Origin of the sequence: Kitasatospora kazusensis (genome assembly GCF_039529945.1) — a bacterium.
Classification (GTDB): Bacteria; Actinomycetota; Actinomycetes; order Streptomycetales; family Streptomycetaceae; genus Kitasatospora; species Kitasatospora kazusensis.
The window spans coordinates 145,179-161,948 of sequence record NZ_BAAANT010000002.1; the positions used below are offsets into that span (position 1 = coordinate 145,179).

Sequence of the window (16,770 nt, forward strand, 5' to 3'; positions counted from 1 at the left end):
GGACGGTCCGGTGGTACCGCCCGGTTCTCCCGGCCCCGCCGGCCCGCCGGCCGAGACGCCCGGCGGGGGAGCGGCGGTCCGTGGCAAGCTGGCCGTATGTGCGGTCGATTCGCCTCCAGTACCAAGCCCGAGGACCTGGTCGAGATCTTCGGCGTCGAGCAGTGGGACCCGGCCGAGACCATCGCCCCGAGCTGGAACGTCGCGCCCACCAACTCCGCGTACGCCGTCCTGGAGCGGGTCCCGAAGGGGCGGCCCGATCCGGTCCGCCAGCTGCGGGTGCTGCGCTGGGGCCTGGTGCCGGCCTGGTCGAAGTCGCCGGAGAGCGCGGTGAAGATGATCAACGCCCGGGCCGAGACCGTGCACGAGAAGCCGTCCTACCGGCAGGCCTTCGCGTCCCGCCGCTGCCTGCTGCCGATCGACGGCTACTACGAGTGGAAGACCACGGCCGTCCCCGGCCGGGCCAAGCCGCACAAGCAGCCGTACTTCGTCAGCCGTACCGACGGCGGGCCGCTGGTACTGGCCGGGCTGTACGAGTTCTGGCGCGACCGGACCCGCCCCGCCGACGACGCTCTGGCCTGGCTGGTCACCTGCACCATCGTGACCACCGAGGCCGAACCGGCGCTGGCCCCCATCCACGAGCGGATGCCGCTCTTCCTCGACGCCGGGGTGTACGACGCCTGGCTCGACCCGGCCCGCACCGAACCGGACGAACTGCGCTCGCTGCTGGTGCCGCCCGCGCCCGGCGCGCTGCAGGCCGTCCCGGTGGGGGCGGGGGTCGGCAGCATCCGCAACAACGGCCCCGAACTGCTCCGCCCGCTCGACGAGACGGCGGTCGCCTTCGGCGGCGGTGGCAGCGGCGCGACCCTGTTCTGACCTCTTTCTTTCCTTCCGGTTCTTTCCTTCCGGCCTTTCCGGTCCGGCTCTTCCGACCCCTTCCGACCCCCCTTCCGGCGCGGACCCTCCGCCGAACCGACCTCCCGATCCCTGGAGCACGTGTGCAGACCCTGGTGGCCACCCCCGTCGGCGAGGCCCGGATCACCCGCTACCCGGCGGCCGGCACCGCGCGGGCGCTGCTCGCGCTCGGCCACGGCGCGGGCGGTGGCGTGGAGGCGCCCGACCTCCAGGCGCTGGCCGCCGCGCTGCCCGCGCGGGGGATCGCCGTCGCGCTGGTGGAGCAGCCCTGGCGGGTCGCGGGCCGCAAGGTCGCCCCGGCGCCGAAGACCCTGGACCAGGGATGGCTGCCGGTCCTCGCCGAACTGGCCGGGGACGGGCTGCCGCTGGTGGCCGGCGGCCGCAGCGCCGGTGCCCGGGTGGCCTGCCGGACGGCGGAGGCGGTCGGCGCCGTCGGGGTGGTGGCACTGGCCTTCCCGCTGCACCCGCCGGGCCGGCCCGAGCGCAGCCGGGCCGACGAGCTGACGAAGTCGGGACGACCCACCCTGGTGATCCAGGGCGACCGGGACACCTTCGGCGCCCCCGGGGAGTTCCCCGAACTCCCGGACGGCCACCGGCTGGTGGCCGTCCCGTACGCCGGCCACGGCTTCGCGGTGCCCAAGCGGGCGCCGTTCGGCGCGGACGAGGCGATGGAGCTGATCACCCGGGCGGTGGGCGACTGGATCGCCGGCCTGGGCTGATCCCGCCCGTGCGGGGCCGGGCGTACCGCCCGTGCGCGCCACGGGTGATCCCGGTGCGAAGAGCCGGGAATGGTTCGCGGGACACCCGGGTTAACACCACCGTCAGCAGGTGTCACGGTGGAAAGGCAGGGCCGATGGGTTCGATCGCGTGCCGCGAGCGGCCGGACGAGCGCGAGGCGGCCGCCGCCGCCCTGCCGGTCTGGTCGGACTGGCTTGTCGCGGGCGAGAAGCCCGTGAGCCCGATATCCTCGCTCTCGGGTGGGCCCGCCGTGGGCTTTGCCCGCAATGCCGAGGAGGTGGGTCCGGTCGTCGGGACCGAGGACGAGGCCGAGCCGGGCGAGGTCCAGCCGGTGAGTGAAGTACTCACGGGCGAGGAGCTGGCCGAGGCGATCGGCGAGGACACCTTCCGCGTGTCGGAGCAGGAGACGGAGGAGGCCCGGCGGGAGCGCTTCGAGCGCGACGCCCTGGGGTTCCTCGACCCGATGTACTCCGCCGCACTGCGGATGACCCGCAACCCGGCCGATGCGGAGGACCTGCTCCAGGAGGCGTTCGCCAAGGCGTACGCGTCCTTCCACCAGTTCCGCGAGGGCACCAACCTCAAGGCGTGGCTGTACCGCATCCTCACCAACACCTTCATCAACTCGTACCGCAAGAAGCAGCGGGAGCCCCAGCGCACCGCCGCCGAGGAGATCGAGGACTGGCAGCTGGCCCGGGCCGAGTCGCACATGTCGACCGGTCTGCGCTCGGCCGAGACCCAGGCGCTCGACCACCTGCCGGACAGTGACGTGAAGGACGCCCTCCAGGCGATTCCGGAGGAATTCCGGATCGCGGTCTATCTCGCGGACGTCGAGGGCTTTGCGTACAAGGAGATCGCGGACATCATGGGTACACCCATCGGTACGGTGATGTCCCGGCTGCACCGTGGCCGCCGCCAACTGCGCGGCATGCTGGAGGACTACGCCCGCGAGCGCGGGCTCGTCCCGGTGGGCGGCGGGGCAGGGCAGGAATCGAAGGGCACGGGGTCATGAGCTGCGGCGATCCGCACGACACCGAGTGTGGCGAGGTACTCGACCACCTCTACGAATTCCTCGACAACGAGATGGCCGAGGGCGACTGCGCCAAGCTGCGGGTGCACTTCGAGGAGTGCTCCCCGTGCCTGGAGAAGTACGGCCTCGAACAGGCCATCAAGGCGCTCATCAAGCGCTCCTGCTGTGACGACGCCCCGGCCGACCTGCGCGGGAAGGTCCTCGCGCGGATCGACAGCATCCGCTCACGGCAGCGCTCGGGCGAGCCGCTGGTGGTCACCGAGGTGACGGCCGCCGAGTAGCGGTCCGCCGGCGCTGCCGCCTTCCGCGCCGGTGCTCCTCCCCTCCCTGCCCGCCGGTCCTCGCTCACGACACCGGCGCGCGCTCCGACGGGCCGTAACCTCACTCTTTCGGGTGAGCTGACACGGAGTCGGCCAGGCCAATCCGCGATGAGGCGCCCAGCGCCCCGGGCGGAGCCCTATCCTCCTGACGGGCCCTCAAGCCGGGGTGCCCTCGGGGCAGTGGGGTCGTGGCGGGGAGGCGGAGATCGCCGACGAGAGCGAGGGCGCGGCGCTGTCGGGCGCGGCGGTGCGGTATGTCACCGCCGTGCTGCTGGCCGCCGCCGCCTGTCTGCTGGCGCCCGCGCTGCCCCTGCTCTCCGGTCGGGCCGGCCCGCCGGTCGACTGGCCGCGGGTGGCCCTGCTCGCCTTCCTGCACGCCTGCTGGGACGCGCTCGCGCAGGGCCTGCCCACCCCGTGCTTCCGGCTCGTCCGCCGGCTGCTGCGCCGCGAGGCCGCGGCCGGTGAACCCGCGTCGGCCACCGGCTCCGCCTTCTTCCCGGTGCTGTTCGCCGGGGTCCTGATGCTCCCGCCCGCCGCGGCCGCCCTGGTCGCGCTGCCCGCCGCGCTCTCCGGGGGCGGGCCGCCGCACGGCCTGCTGCGGCGGTCCTGGAACGCCGCCCAGCTCGCCCTGGCCGCCTTCGGCGCGGGCGCCGCCTTCCGCCTGCTCAGCGGACCACAGCTGCTGCTCGGTTCGCGGTTCCCCGGCGCGGTGCTGCCCGCGCTCGCGGCCGTCGCGGTGTTCTGCCTGGTCAACGGCGCCCTGGTGGCCGGGATGCGACGCCTCGCCGAGCCCGGCGGCCGGGCCGAGGGCCGGTACGTCTTCCGGCTCGGCCGGGTGCTCCCGGTGCTGGTGCACGGTGCCGGCGGGCTGATGCTGGCGGTGCTCTGGCAGGGCCCGTACGGCGCGTTCGCGGCGGTGCTGGCGCTGCTGCCGCTGTCGATCTCCGCCTGGGTCTTCGCCGAGGGCCGCCGCGAGCGGACGGCCCATCAGGCCGCCGTCCAGGCACTGGTGCAGGCGGTCGAGATCAAGGACGCGTACACCAGGGGCCACAGCGAGCGGGTCGGCCGGGCGGCGGTGCTGATCGCCCGCCAGCTCGGGATGGCCGAGGAGCGGCTGCGCACCCTGCACTTCGCCGGCACCCTGCACGACGTGGGCAAACTCGGCGTCGCCACCGAACTGCTGCGCCGCAACGGCCCGCTCACCGAGGCCGAACGGCGGGCCGTCGAGGTGCACCCGGTCTTCGGGCACGAGCTGGTCCGCGACATCGCCTTCCTCGGCGAGGCCCGCGCCGGGATCCTGCACCACCACGAACGGCTGGACGGGCGCGGCTACCCCGGCGGCCTGGCCGGGGACGGCATCCCGGAGTTCGCCCGGATCATCTCCGTCGCGGACGCCTTCGACTCGATGACCTCCACCCGCTCCTACCGGCGCGGCCGGCCCGTACCGGAGGCCGTCGCCGAGCTGGAGCGCTGCGCCGGGAGCCAGTTCGACCCGGCGATGGTCTGCGCCCTGGTCGCCGCCGTCGCCGAGCACGGCTGGCAGCCCGCACTGCCGCCGTCCGGCGACAGCGCGGTGCCGGACATCCCGCTCGGCGTCCCCGAGCCGGCCCGTCGGCTGCCCGCCCAGGGCCGCTCGGTGCCCTCCAGCGGGCCGTCGTGATCCCGCTCCGGGCGGTGCAGCTGGCCGCCGCCGCGCTGCTGCTGGCGGCGTTCACCCGATCGGCGCTGACCGGCCTTTCCGACCCGGGCGTGGCGCTGGTCTTCGTCGCGGTGATCGCGGTCGGCGAGCGCGTCCGGGTGACCCTGCCGGGCGACCGCGAACAGGCCCCGATCGGCGCCGCCGTGGCCCTGGCGTACGCGCTGCTCGGACCGCTGCGCGGGCTGCCGAGCGCGCACGGCGTCCTGCAGGCCGTCGCGGTCGCCGGGGCGGGCACCCTCGCCGGGATGGTCCGGCTGCCACCCGGCCGCCCCGGGCCCGCCGCCCTCGACGCCGCCGCCCGGCGGCTGCTCACCGTCGGCTTCGCCGCCACCCTCTTCCAGCCGCTCTACAACAGCGGCGCCCTGGACCGGGTGCCGCTCTCCGGCCCGGCGTACGGGGGCTTCCTGACCGGTGTCGCGGCGCTCACGGCGCTCTGCGACGCGACCCTGGCCGCCGTACTGCACCGGGGGAGGACCGGGCAGCGGTTCACCACCGCGCTGGAGGACGAACTGCACGCGCTGCTCGGCATCGGCTCGGCGATCATCGCCACCGGCATGCTGATCAGCCTGCTGGCGGGCGAGGTCGGGCTCTGGGCGCTGCCGCTGTTCTGCACCCCGCTGCTGCTGGCACAGGCCTCCTTCCGCCGGGCCGCCGCCGTCCGGGCCACCACCGGGCAGACCATCGAGACGCTGGCCAGGGCCACCGAGATCGCCGGGTACACCCCCGTGGGCCACGCGCGCCGGGTCGCGGACACGGCGTGCGCGCTCGGCCGCGAGCTGGGCCTGGGCACCCGTGAGCTCGCCCTGTTGGAGTACGCCGCACTCATGCACGACATCGGCCAGCTCTCGCTGGTCGAACCCGTCCCCGGCGGGGCCACGGCGCTGCTCCCGCAGCCGGAGCAGCAGCGGATCGCCCGGCTGGGCAGCGAGGTGATCCGCCGGACCGGCGTGCCGCGCCAGGTCTCCCAGCAGGTCGCCCGGCTGGCCGACCCCTGCTGCCGCCCCGACGGCTCGAACGACCGCTCGCTGCCGATCGCCGCCCGGATCATCCGGGTCGCCAACGCCCACGACGACCTCCTCACCGCCGCGCACGGCCGGGGCCTCTCCGGCCCGGCCGGGCGCCTGGACGCACTGGAACGGCTCCGCCTGGAACGCGGCCGGACCTACGACCCCCGCGTCATCGAGGCCCTCGCCCGCCTCGGCCCGCGGCACGCTCCGCGGGGGTGGCCCGACGGGCAGGGGTGACCCGAGGGGGCACGGGGAACTGCGTGAAGCGGGAGTAACGGTGCGGTGCCTTCCGCTTTCGCGCAGTTCTCCCCCAGCCTTCGGCCGGGAGGTGCCCCCACGCGCCCCTGGACAGTGCAACGAGAGGAGGGCCGCACAGCCGCCGAGCTGACTTGTGGGGAGCGCGTCCGAGGGGCGTCGTGGTTGGATGCGGTCGTAGCGTGGAACACCGGAACCGGGGCCACTCCCGGGCCTACCGGGATGGGCATCGGCGGACGACAACGGCAGGGACGGAACGTGAGGATCTTCCACCGCACAAGGCACCGGCCGTCGGCCACCTGGCGGCAGACGACCGACCGCGCCTTCACCCTGATCGGTGACGGCCGTTACGAGGACGCGGGCGCGCTGCTGGTGATGGCTGCCGACCTGGAGCCCTGGCTCTCCGACTCCTGGTTCAACCTCGCGCTGCTGCACAAGTTCCGCCGGGACTGGGACCAGGCCCGCGCCGCCGGCCTGCGCGCCGTCGCGCTGCTGGACCGTGAGCACGGCGCGCCCGACTGGTGGAACCTCGGCATCACCGCCACCGCCCTGCAGGACTGGTCGCTGGCCCGCCGCGCCTGGCAGGCGTACGGCCTGCGGCTGCCCTCGGGCGGTGCGCCGGCCGGCCCGGTGGAGCTGGACCTCGGCACCACCCCGGTACGGCTCTCCCCGGAGGGCGAGTCCGAGGTGGTCTGGGGCAGACGGCTGGACCCGGCCCGGATCGAGGTGCTGTCCATCCCGCTGCCGTCCTCCGGCCGCCGCTGGGGCGAGGTGGTGCTGCACGACGGCGCCCCGCACGGCGAGCGGGTCGCGGACGGCGTGGCGTACCCCGTGTTCGACGAGATCGAGCTCTGGGCGCCCTCACCGGTGCCCACGTACGTGGTGCTGCTCCAGGCCGCCACAGCGGGCGACCGGGACGCGCTGGAGCGGCTGGTGGCCGACGCGGGCTACGCCGCCGAGGACTGGACGTCCTCCGTGCGGCTGCTCTGCCGGACCTGCTCGGAGAGCCGGATGGCCGCCGACGACGGCCGCACCGCGCACCACGATCCGCACGACGACGGCGACGCCGCCCACCCCGGCCACCTGAGCCATCTGAGCCAGGGCAGCGGCGGCATGTCCTGGCTGGTCGAGCGGGAGTGCGGGATCGCGGCGCCGGCCGGGCTGGTGCGGACGCTGCTGGACCGCTGGGTGGTGGCCTCGCCGGCCACCCGGGCCTACCGCGACCTGGAAGAGGTCTGCTGAGAAAGTAAGGACCGGGCAGGCGGCCGGGGCCGTACTCTTGATCGGTACACCCCGGTGGACCCATGAAGGCGGAAGCAGCGATGTCTGACCAGCACGACCACGACCACGACCACGAGCACGTGCACGACGGCGAGGCACCCGTCATGAAGGTGGTCGGCGAGGAGCACGACCGCTCGAAGGGCACCGCCCGTCCGATCACCGTGGTCGGCAACCCCGTCCTGCACCGCGAGTGCAAGGACGTCACGGTCTTCGACGCCGCGCTCTCCGAACTCATCGACGACATGTTCATGTCGATGTACGCGGCGGAGGGCGTCGGCCTGGCGGCCAACCAGATCGGGGTGGACACCAAGGTGTTCGTCTACGACTGCCCGGACGACGACAACACCCGCCACATCGGCCACGTCATCAACCCCGTGCTGGAGGAGCTCCCGGCCGCCCGCCGGGTGCTGGACGACGGCAACGAGGGCTGCCTCTCCGTCCCGACCGCGTACGCCGAGCTGCCGCGCCCGGACTACGCCGCGGTGACCGGCCAGGACAAGGACGGCAACCCGATCCGGGTCGAGGGCACCGGCTTCTTCGCCCGCTGCCTCCAGCACGAGACCGACCACCTGTACGGCTACCTGTACATCGACCGGCTCTCCAAGCGCGACCGCAAGGACGCCCTGAAGCAGATGGCCGAGGGCACCGCCAAGTACGCGACCGTGCCGAACGCCTGACGGCGGCATACCGAAAGGGGCCGGTGCGTGTGCACCGGCCCCTTTCGGCTGTCCGTCTAGAAGTCGTCGTCGAAGGAGACCGAGCCCTCGACCGCGACCTGGTAGGCCGAGACGCGGCGCTCGAAGAAGTTGGTCAGCTCCTGGACGTTCTGCAGCTCCATGAACCCGAACGGGTTGGTGGAGCCGTAGCGGATCGGCATGCCGAGGCGGGCGAGCCGCTGGTCGGCGACGGCCTGGAGGTACTCCCGCATGGACGCGGTGTTCATGCCGGGCAGGCCCTCGCCGCACAGGTCCTGGGCGAACTGGAGCTCGGCCTCGACGGCCTCCTCCAGCATCTCGGTGACCTGCTTGGCCATCGTGTCGTCGAAGAGGTCGGGCTCCTCCTCGCGGACGGTGTCGACCACCGACATGGCGAAGTCCATGTGCATGGACTCGTCACGGAAGACCCAGTTGGTGCCGGTCGCCAGGCCGTGCAGCAGGCCCCGGCTGCGGAACCAGTACACGTACGCGAAGGCGCCGTAGAAGAACAGGCCCTCGACGCAGGCCGCGAAGCAGATCAGGTTCAGCAGGAACGCGCGCCGGTCGTCCTTCGACTGCAGCGAGTCGATGTGGTCGACCGCGTTCATGTACTTGAAGCAGAACTGCGCCTTCTGGTGGATGGAGGGGATGTTCTCCACCGCCGCGAAGGCCGCGTTGCGGTCCTCGGGATCGGGCAGGTAGGTGTCGAGCAGCGTCAGGTAGAACTGGACGTGCACGGCCTCCTCGAACAGCTGCCGGGACAGGTAGAGCCGGGCCTCGGGGGAGTTGATGTGCTTGTAGAGGCTCAGCACCACGTTGTTCGAGACGATCGAGTCGCCGGTCGCGAAGAAGGCGACCAGCCGGCCGATCATGTGCCGCTCGCCCTCGGAGAGCTTGGCGAGGTCGGCGACGTCGGAGTGCAGGTCCACCTCCTCGACGGTCCAGGTGTTCTTGATCGCGTCGCGGTAGCGGTCGTAGAAGGACGGGTACCGCATCGGACGGAGCGTCAGCTCGAAGCCCGGGTCGAGCAGCATCTTCTCGCGGCCGGGAACGTCGGGGGTGGTGCTCACTGGCAGGCCTCGCAGGACTCGGGGTTCTCCAGGGAGCAGGCGAGCGCCGCCTCTTCCTCCGGGGAGAGGGTGGGGGACGGCAGGGAGACGGCCGGGCGGGCGCTGCTGGACGCGGCCTGGGCGATCCGGGTGGCCGGGCGCGAACGCAGGTAGTAGGTGGTCTTCAGACCGACCTTCCAGGCGTACGCGTACATCGAGCTGAGCTTGCCGATGGTCGGCGCGGCCATGAACAGGTTCAGCGACTGGCTCTGGTCGATGTACGGCTGCCGGGCGGCGGCCAGGTCGATCAGCGCGCGCTGCGGCAGCTCCCACGCCGTGCGGTAGAGCGAACGGACCTCGGCGGGCAGCCAGTTCAGGTCCTGCACCGAACCGTTGGCCTCGCGCAGCGCGTCCCGGGTCTGCGCGTCCCAGACGCCCAGCTCCTTGAGCTCGGCGACCAGGTACGGGTTGACCTGGAGGAACTCACCCGAGAGGGTCTCGCGCTTGAACAGGTTGGACACCTGCGGCTCGATGCACTCGTACACACCGGCGATCGAGGCGATGGTCGCCGTCGGCGCGATGGCGAGCAGCAGCGAGTTGCGCAGGCCGGTCTCGGCGATCCGGACGCGCAGCGCGTCCCAACGGTCGGTCCACTGCGGGGCCGTGTCGAAGTGGTCGATGTGCAGCTGGCCGCGGGCGGCGCGGGTCTCGGCGTACGCCTCGTGGCGGCCCAGCTGCTCGGCCAGCTCGCTGGAGCGCTCGTAGGCGACCAGCATGATGCGCTCGGCGATCAGGGTGGAGAGCCGCTTGGCCTCCGCCGAGTCGAAGTCCAGGCGCAGCTTGAAGAAGACGTCCTGGAGGCCCATCACGCCCAGGCCCACCGGGCGCCAGCGCGAGTTGGACGCGCCGGCCTCGGGGGTCGGGTAGAAGTTGATGTCCACCACGCGGTCGAGGAAGGTCACGGCGGTGCGGACGGTCGAGTCCAGCCGGTCCCAGTCCATCGCGTTCAGCAGGTCGTCCGCCGTGGCCTCCGAGGAGACGTGCGCGCCCAGGTTGACCGACCCGAGGTTGCAGACGGCGGTCTCGGAGTCGTCCGTGACCTCCAGGATCTCCGTGCAGAGGTTCGAGGAGTGCACGGTGCGGCCGGGTACGGCGGTCTGGTTGGCGGCGCGGTTGGAGGCGTCCTTGAAGGTCATCCAGCCGTTGCCGGTCTGCGCCAGGGTGCGCATCATCCGGGAGTAGAGCGCCTGCGCCGGGATGGTGCGGACGGCCTTGCCCGCCGCCTCGGCGGCCAGGTAGGCGGCGTCGAAGTCGGCGCCCCACAGGTCGACCAGCTCGGGCGTGTCGGCGGGGGAGAACAGCGACCAGTCGGCGTCGGCGTTCACCCGGCGCATGAACTCGTCCGGGATCCAGTGGGCGAGGTTCAGGTTGTGCGTGCGGCGGGCCTCCTCACCGGTGCTGTCGCGGAGCTCCAGGAACTCCTCGATGTCGGCGTGCCAGGTCTCCAGGTAGACGCAGGCCGCGCCCTTGCGCCGGCCGCCCTGGTTGACGGCGGCGACCGAGGAGTCGAGGGTGCGCAGGAACGGGACGATGCCGTTCGACTGGCCGTTGGTACCCCGGATCAGCGAGCCGCGCGAGCGGATCCGCGAGTACGAGAGGCCGATGCCGCCCGCGTGCTTGGAGAGCCGGGCGATCTGCGCGTAGCGCGAGTAGATCGAGTCCAGGTTGTCCAGCGGCGAGTCCAGCAGGTAGCAGCTGGACATCTGCGGGTGCTTGGTGCCCGAGTTGAAGAGCGTCGGAGAGGACGGCAGGTACGAGAGCGCGCTCATCAGCGCGTACAGCTCGGCCACCTCGCGCACCGACTCGGCGCTGTCGCCGACCGCCAGGCCGCAGGCGACGCGGAGCAGGAAGTGCTGCGGGGTCTCGATCACCTTGCGGGTGATCGGGTGGCGCAGCAGGTACCGCGACTGGACGGTGCGCAGGCCGAAGTACTCGAACCGGTCGTCGCCGCGCTGGTCGATCAGCGCGTCCAGGGTGTCGGCGTGCTTGGCGACGAAGGCGGCGGTGGTGGAGCCGATCAGGCCCTCGGCGTGGCCGACCGTGATCGAGGCGGAGAAGTTAACCGCGCCCTGGCCGACCGCCTCGTCCGAGATCTCCAGCGCGAGCAGCCGCGCCGCGAGCTTCGAGTACTGCGGGTCCTCGGCGATCATCGACGCGGCGGCCTCGACGGCCAGCCCGCGCAGCTCCGCGAAGTCGGAGCCCGCGTTCCGGCCGCGCAGAGCGGCGGCGGCGACGTGGCCGGGGTCCACCTGGGGGAGGTCGGCGCTGCGGTCGGTGAGCAGCCGGAGCAGCGCAGCACCGGGTTCGGTCTGGGCGTGGTCGGCAGAACCCTGGGACGGCAGGGCGATTGAGGCAGCGGTGGTCAAGGCGCTCTCTCCTGGCGGCGGCGGAACGACGAGGGGCACCGGACCGGCTCGGGGCAGGGGAACGCGGCGCGGCACACCTCTCGGGTGCGCGCGATCGACCCCCCGGCCCGCCCGCGAGGTCCGGACGTACATCTGTGCTGCATGGCGACTGCGGGGAAGCCGTGTGGCACACCGTCAGCAGGTCCTCGGATGCACGGGCGTCATGGAACCGCCCGCTCACCGCTGCGGGGGCGGTCCCGGGATTTCACCGGGTGCTGGTAATGCCGCAGCCCCTGCTTCGACAGCGAGAGCGAGCATACATGTTGTGGCGGACCCAAGATGCGACACCAGATGTAGTGCCGCGTGTCGTGACCGACCGATCCGGGCCTGCTATGGGGGGAGGCCGCCGGAGCGGGCTCAGAACGTGATCGAGTACACCATCAGGTCGATTCCGGGCCGGGGCGCCCAGTCCCGTGCGGGAGTCCGGAGGAAGCCCGCCCGCTCGTAGATCCGGTGCGCCGCCGTCATCGCCGGGCGCGTCGAGAAGGCCATCCCGGCCAGCCCCAGCTCCCGGCTGCGGGCCATCGTGGCCCGGACCAGCGCCTCGCCGACACCCCGGCCACGGGCCGCCGCGCCGACCGCGAGCATCCGGATCTCACCCTCGTCCTGGGTGGCGATGTCGGCCCACTCGGTGCCGCCGACCGCGAAGGTCACGCAGCCGAGCACACGTCCGCCGTCGTCGACGGCGACGAGCAGCTCGGCCTCCTCGGCCCGCCGGCGGGCGTCCCGGAGCAAGGTGACGTAGTCGGCCCCGGGCTTGGTGTGCCCGTCCCCGACGAAGGCCTCGACGGTGACTTCACCTGCGGCGTCGAGATCCTCTGCGCGGGCCCGGCGGATGACGATGTCCATCGGGACATTCTGCCCGAAGATGTGTTCGAAACGGGAATCCGGACGTCGTGCAGGCGGTCGCCATGGGCGGGGTCGGCGGGGTAGCCGCCGGGCCGGTGCCAGTTGTCCCGGCCGCCCCGTCCGGTACGGTCCAGGTCACGGCCGACCAGCAGTCCGAGCAGGCCGAAGCCGCCGACCGCACCGAGCAGGGCGAGTGCGCTCGCGAGGGTGGAGGAGGTCATGCGTCCACTCTCCCGAGCGGGCCGGACCGCCACGAGTGGCAGGAATGACCGGTTGTGTCGAAATGCTGCCACCGGCATGCTGGTCGGCATGCTGAACAACGTCGTCGCCGTCGTCCTGGAGACGGCCCACCCGTTCGAGCTGGGCGTCGCCTGCGAGGTCTTCGGCCTCGACCGGAGCGAGGCCGGCCTGCCGGTCTACGACTTCGCGCTGGCCGGCGAGCACCCGGGAATGGTCCGCACCCACGCGGGGTTCGCTATCGAGGTACCGCACGGCGTGGAACGCCTGGCAGCGGCGGACCTGGTGATCGCACTGGCCACCGACATCCGGGCGGAGTACCCGCCCGCACTGCTCGACGCCCTGCGGGCCGCCGTCGCACGCGGCGCGCGGGTGCTGTCGATCTGCAGCGGCGCCTTCCTGCTCGGCGCCGCCGGGCTGCTCGACGGCCGCCGCGCCACCACCCACTGGCGGCACACGGCCCAACTCGCCGAGCGCTTCCCGCACTCCCGGGTCGAGCCGGACGTGCTCTACGTGGACGAGGACCCGGTGATCACCTCGGCCGGCACGGCGGCCGGGATCGACGCCTGCCTGCACCTGGTGCGCAAACTCCAGGGCGCCGAGGTGGCCCGGGGGATCGCCCGCCGGATGGTGGTCGCCCCGCACCGCGAGGGCGGCCAGGCGCAGTTCGTCGCCCGGCCGCTGCCGGTCGACGAAGGGGTGTCGCTGGCCGGGCTGCTGGAGTGGATGCGGCACCACCTCGACCAGGAGCTGACGGTCGACCAGCTCGCCGCCCGGGCCCACATGTCCCCGCGCACCTTCGCCCGCCGCTTCCAGCAGGAGACCGGCACCACCCCGCACCGCTGGCTCACCACCCAGCGGGTGCTGCTGGCCCAGCGGCTGCTGGAGGGCACCAGCGAGCCCGTGGACGCGGTGGCGGCGCGCTGCGGCTTCGGCAACGGCGCCACCCTGCGCCACCACTTCGGCCGCCGCGTGGGCACCACCCCACAGGCTTACCGGCGTACGTTCGGCGCTCCGCTCGGCGCTGACGGGTAGCGCTGACCCCATGGGGGCGCGTGGGGGTACCTCCCGGCCGAAGGCTGGGGGAGAACTGCGCGAAACGGGAGTGACGGTGGGGCACGCTCCGCGGGGGTTGTCCCGACGGGTAGGGCTGACCCCTTGGGGGCGCGTGGGGGTACCTCCCGGCCGAAGGCTGGGGGAGAACTGCGCGAAACGGGAGTGACGGTGGGGTGCCTTCCGCTTTCGCGCAGTTCCTCGCGCCCCTGGATAGTGCAAGTTCGGGCGAGCTGCACGGCTGTAGTGCAAGTTCGGGTGAGGTGTGCAGTTAGGGGAGGTGGGAGGTTTCGTTCCAGAGGTCCGGGGTGAGGCGGTCGCCCCGGTCGCGCCAGAGGCTGGTGGAGCAGTTGCGGACCGGGCCGAGGTCCAGGAGCTGGGGTTCGGTGAGGTGGTCGAGGACGTAGCGCAGCATCAGGACGGTGCAGTCGTGGGCGACCAGCAGGACCGGCCGGCCGGCCTCCTCCTCGGAGAGGTCCCGCAGGAGGCTCCGCACCCGCAGGGCGACGTCGAGAAACGATTCTCCCCCGGGCGGCCGGTAGTACAGCTCGCCCATCTTGCGCCGCCGGGCGGCCTCCGCCGGGTGCTCCTTGTCGATCGCCGCGCGGGTGAGCATCTCCAGGACGCCCAGCTCCCGGTCCCGCAGCCGTTCGTCGTAGCGGACGGGGAGGCCGACCGGCACCGCGCCGAGCCCGGAGCTCTGGGCGAGCGCGATCCGGGCGGTCTCGGCGGCCCGGACGTACGGCGAGCACCAGACGCTGCGCGGGCGGTCGGCGGCGGGCAGCCCGGCCCACCAGCGGCCGAGCGCCTGGGCCTGGGCCTGGCCGTGCAGGGAGAGCGGGATGTCCGCGTCCCGGCTGGTGATCGGGACGGTCATCGCCCCTGTCTCGGCCGCCAGCTGGAACTCGACGTTGGCGAGGCTCTCGCCGTGCCGGGTGGCGATCAGCACGGACGGCAGGCCGAGGCCCGTCCGGCCGGCGCGGTGGCCGTTGAGGGTGGAGCTGAGTTCTGCCATGACCGATTCTCCCCGTGGTCGACCCTGTCGCTGCCGACGGCCCGTCCAGGCCTCACACGAGTGATCGCGCCGCCGCCTCCCATGGTGACGGAGGTGGCGGCGCGATCACAGGGCGCGCGCGAGGTGGCGCCGTGCGCCGACGAGATTCCGTGCGCCCGTCCACGGACGACGGTTCGGCGCGCGACGGCTCAGTGCGCGGCGGCGGGCACCGGGGCGTTGTCCACGGCGGCTTCGCCGGCCTCGGCGGAGTAGTCCTCCCTGCGGGTCTCGTCGGCGCCCTCCGGGGCCTTGGCGGCCCGCAGGACCACGGTCAGGACGACGGCGACGATCAGGTTGAGCACGAAGGCGGTGAAACCGATGAAGCCGATCTGGCCGATCCCGGGGATGACCGCCGTGTTGCCGCCGAAGTGCTTGGTGGCGGGCGAGGCGATCCCGTACGTCTTCCAGGTGCCGTAGACCATGCCGACCGCCCAGCCCGCGAGCAGGGCCCAGCGGTGGAACCAGCGGGTGAACAGCCCGCCGACGATGGACACGAAGGTCTGCATGATCCAGAGCCCGCCGAGCAGCTGCAGGTTGATCGCGAACTGCTTGTCCATGCCCAGCACGAAGGCCAGCGCGCCGACCTTCACCAGCAGCGAGGAGAGCTTGGCGACCTTGGTCTCCTGGGCGGGGGTGGCGTCCGGCTTCAGGAACTCCTTGTAGATGTTGCGGGTGAACAGGTTCGCGGCGGCGATCGACATGATCGCGGCGGGCACCAGCGCGCCGATCCCGATCGCGGCGAAGGCCACGCCGGTGAACCAGTCGGGGAACAGGCCGGCGAACAGCTGCGGCACCGCGAGCTGGGCGTTGTAGCCCTTGACGCCCTTGCCCATGCCCGCCGCGATCGCCATGAAGCCGAGCAGCGCCAGCAGCCCGAGCATCAGTGAGTAGGCGGGCAGGATCGCCATGTTCCGCCGCACGGTGTTGCGGGACTTGGCGGCCAGCACCCCGGTGACGGTGTGCGGGTACATGAACAGCGCCAGCGAGGAGCCGAGCGCCAGCGTCGCGTACGCCCACTGCGCGTTCGGGCCGGTCACCATCGAGCCGGCCGGCTTGCCGGTCTTCGGGTTGACGGTGTTGAACTTCTGCGCCGCCGTGTCGAAGATGTGCCCGTAGCCGCCGAGCCGCATCGGGATGTAGATCACCGCGACGATGATCACGATGTAGACCAGGGTGTCCTTGACGAAGGCGATCAGCGCCGGCGCCCGCAGTCCGGACGAGTAGGTGTACGCGGCCAGCACGGCGAAGGCCAGGAAGAGCGGCAGGTCCTTGACGAACCAGTTGCTGTTCGCGCCGCCGCCCACCCCGAGGGTGTCCAGCACCGCCTGGATGCCGACCAGTTGGAGCGCGATGTACGGCATGGTGGCCAGGATGCCGGTCACCGCCACCGCCAGCGACAGCCCCCGGGACCCGTACCGCCCGCGCACGAAGTCGGCCGGGGTGACGTACCCGTGCACCCGCGCCACCGACCAGAGCCGCGGCAGGAAGAGGAAGACCAGCGGGTACGCGATGATCGTGTACGGCACCGCGAAGAAGCCCGCCGCGCCCGCGCCGTAGACCGCCGCCGGGACGGCGATGAAGGTGTACGCGGTGTAGAGGTCGCCGCCGAGCAGGAACCAGGTGACCCAGGTGCCGAAGCTCCGGCCGCCGAGGCCCCACTCGTCCAGGTGCTGGGCGTCGTCCGCCCGGCGCCAGCGCGAGGCCAGGAAGCCCATCACGGTCACGGCGACGAAGAACAGCACGAACACCACGAGGGCGGTGACGTTCACTCCGTGCTTCACGGCCGACCACCCGCCTTCGCGCCCGCCGCCGTGTCCACGGCACCGGGCGCGGCCTTGCGCTGCTTCGCGTCCCGGTTCAGCAGCAGGTACGCGGCGCCGGTGAACAGCGCCGAGACCGGGATCCAGAGGATCTGGTACCAGTAGAAGAACGGCACCCCGCCGAGCTCGGGCGTCACCTTGGAGTACGAGGAGACCCAGAGCAGCGCGACGATCGGGACGAGCAGGCTCAGTACGGCGAGCACCCGCTCGGCGGAGACCACCGGTAGTGCGGCCTGCGCCGGCTCAGCGGTCCTGGGTGGTGGGACTTGTGACGACATGTTGAGCGACTCCGGCTGGTGAGAGCTCACC

General features: G+C 72.6%; 15 protein-coding genes. 9 read left to right on the forward strand and 6 right to left on the reverse strand.

Going from position 1 to position 16,770, the window contains the following annotated elements; all coding sequences use genetic code 11:
* Positions 1-96 precede the first annotated feature (96 nt).
* The 8 genes from ABD330_RS02775 to def all read left to right on the forward strand — a co-directional run bounded on the left by ABD330_RS02775 (position 97) and on the right by def (position 7,916).
* Complete coding sequence (locus ABD330_RS02775) at positions 97-873, forward strand: SOS response-associated peptidase (RefSeq protein WP_344460232.1); 777 nt, start codon at positions 97-99, stop codon at positions 871-873.
* A gap of 122 nt (positions 874-995) precedes the next feature.
* On the forward strand, positions 996-1,631 hold the full coding sequence (locus tag ABD330_RS02780) for an alpha/beta hydrolase family protein (protein WP_344460234.1): 636 nt from the start codon (positions 996-998) through the stop codon (positions 1,629-1,631).
* Positions 1,632-1,765: 134 nt separating this feature from the next.
* Positions 1,766-2,659, forward strand: a complete 894-nt coding sequence (locus ABD330_RS02785) for a sigma-70 family RNA polymerase sigma factor (RefSeq protein ID WP_425555417.1) — start codon at positions 1,766-1,768, stop codon at positions 2,657-2,659.
* Entirely contained in the window at positions 2,656-2,958 is a 303-nt protein-coding gene (gene rsrA, locus ABD330_RS02790) for a mycothiol system anti-sigma-R factor (RefSeq protein WP_344460236.1), read from the forward strand. The genes ABD330_RS02785 and rsrA overlap by 4 nt, the downstream gene beginning before the upstream one ends.
* A gap of 205 nt (positions 2,959-3,163) precedes the next feature.
* Positions 3,164-4,657, forward strand: coding sequence for an HD-GYP domain-containing protein (locus ABD330_RS02795; RefSeq protein WP_344460237.1), 1,494 nt, complete (start codon positions 3,164-3,166; stop codon positions 4,655-4,657).
* Positions 4,654-5,940 (forward strand): HD domain-containing protein, encoded by a 1,287-nt coding sequence (locus ABD330_RS02800; RefSeq protein ID WP_344460238.1) that lies wholly within the window; start codon positions 4,654-4,656, stop codon positions 5,938-5,940. Before ABD330_RS02795 ends, ABD330_RS02800 begins: the two co-directional genes overlap by 4 nt.
* A 276-nt stretch (positions 5,941-6,216) precedes the next feature.
* Positions 6,217-7,200 carry a tetratricopeptide repeat protein gene (locus tag ABD330_RS02805; protein ID WP_344460240.1) on the forward strand — a complete coding sequence of 328 codons (984 nt, stop codon included), beginning with the start codon at positions 6,217-6,219 and terminating at the stop codon, positions 7,198-7,200.
* A gap of 143 nt (positions 7,201-7,343) precedes the next feature.
* Positions 7,344-7,916 (forward strand): peptide deformylase, encoded by a 573-nt coding sequence (def, locus tag ABD330_RS02810; protein WP_425555434.1) that lies wholly within the window; start codon positions 7,344-7,346, stop codon positions 7,914-7,916.
* A 56-nt stretch (positions 7,917-7,972) separates the two neighbouring features.
* On the opposite strand, the gene ABD330_RS02815 is transcribed toward def, so the two are convergent.
* From ABD330_RS02815 to ABD330_RS02825, 3 genes are all read right to left on the reverse strand, one after another.
* The gene (locus ABD330_RS02815; RefSeq protein ID WP_344460617.1) at positions 7,973-8,968 is read right to left on the reverse strand and encodes a ribonucleotide-diphosphate reductase subunit beta; all 996 of its coding nucleotides are present in this window, start codon (positions 8,966-8,968) and stop codon (positions 7,973-7,975) included.
* A 32-nt stretch (positions 8,969-9,000) separates the two neighbouring features.
* A complete protein-coding gene (locus ABD330_RS02820; protein WP_425555418.1) occupies positions 9,001-11,409 on the reverse strand; it encodes a ribonucleoside-diphosphate reductase subunit alpha in 2,409 nt (802 codons plus the stop codon).
* Positions 11,410-11,805: 396 nt separating this feature from the next.
* Positions 11,806-12,297, reverse strand: coding sequence for a GNAT family N-acetyltransferase (locus tag ABD330_RS02825; protein ID WP_344460242.1), 492 nt, complete (start codon positions 12,295-12,297; stop codon positions 11,806-11,808).
* 309 nt (positions 12,298-12,606) lie between these two features.
* On the opposite strand from ABD330_RS02825, the gene ABD330_RS02830 reads away from it, so the two are divergent.
* Positions 12,607-13,569 (forward strand): helix-turn-helix domain-containing protein, encoded by a 963-nt coding sequence (locus ABD330_RS02830; RefSeq protein WP_344460244.1) that lies wholly within the window; start codon positions 12,607-12,609, stop codon positions 13,567-13,569.
* A 289-nt stretch (positions 13,570-13,858) separates the two neighbouring features.
* On the opposite strand, the gene ABD330_RS02835 is transcribed toward ABD330_RS02830, so the two are convergent.
* From ABD330_RS02835 to ABD330_RS02845, 3 genes are all read right to left on the reverse strand, one after another.
* On the reverse strand, positions 13,859-14,602 hold the full coding sequence (locus ABD330_RS02835; RefSeq protein WP_344460246.1) for a histidine phosphatase family protein: 744 nt from the start codon (positions 14,600-14,602) through the stop codon (positions 13,859-13,861).
* Positions 14,603-14,790: 188 nt separating this feature from the next.
* The gene (gene mctP / locus ABD330_RS02840) at positions 14,791-16,422 is read right to left on the reverse strand and encodes a monocarboxylate uptake permease MctP (RefSeq protein ID WP_344460248.1); all 1,632 of its coding nucleotides are present in this window, start codon (positions 16,420-16,422) and stop codon (positions 14,791-14,793) included.
* A complete protein-coding gene (locus ABD330_RS02845; RefSeq protein ID WP_344460250.1) occupies positions 16,419-16,739 on the reverse strand; it encodes a DUF3311 domain-containing protein in 321 nt (106 codons plus the stop codon). The genes mctP and ABD330_RS02845 overlap by 4 nt, the downstream gene beginning before the upstream one ends.
* Positions 16,740-16,770 lie beyond the last annotated feature (31 nt).

What these genes read in the sequence shown, in the direction of transcription:
- ABD330_RS02775 (WP_344460232.1), top strand. Translation starts at nt 97, where the DNA reads ATGTGCGGTCGATTCGCCTCCAGTACCAAGCCCGAGGACCTGGTCGAG.
- rsrA (WP_344460236.1), top strand. Translation starts at nt 2,656, where the DNA reads ATGAGCTGCGGCGATCCGCACGACACCGAGTGTGGCGAGGTACTCGAC.
- ABD330_RS02830 (WP_344460244.1), top strand. Translation starts at nt 12,607, where the DNA reads ATGCTGAACAACGTCGTCGCCGTCGTCCTGGAGACGGCCCACCCGTTC.
- ABD330_RS02815 (WP_344460617.1), bottom strand. Translation starts at nt 8,968, where the DNA reads ATGCTGCTCGACCCGGGCTTCGAGCTGACGCTCCGTCCGATGCGGTAC.
- def (WP_425555434.1), top strand. Translation starts at nt 7,344, where the DNA reads ATGAAGGTGGTCGGCGAGGAGCACGACCGCTCGAAGGGCACCGCCCGT.
- ABD330_RS02825 (WP_344460242.1), bottom strand. Translation starts at nt 12,297, where the DNA reads ATGGACATCGTCATCCGCCGGGCCCGCGCAGAGGATCTCGACGCCGCA.
- ABD330_RS02845 (WP_344460250.1), bottom strand. Translation starts at nt 16,739, where the DNA reads ATGTCGTCACAAGTCCCACCACCCAGGACCGCTGAGCCGGCGCAGGCC.
- ABD330_RS02835 (WP_344460246.1), bottom strand. Translation starts at nt 14,602, where the DNA reads ATGGCAGAACTCAGCTCCACCCTCAACGGCCACCGCGCCGGCCGGACG.
- ABD330_RS02785 (WP_425555417.1), top strand. Translation starts at nt 1,766, where the DNA reads ATGGGTTCGATCGCGTGCCGCGAGCGGCCGGACGAGCGCGAGGCGGCC.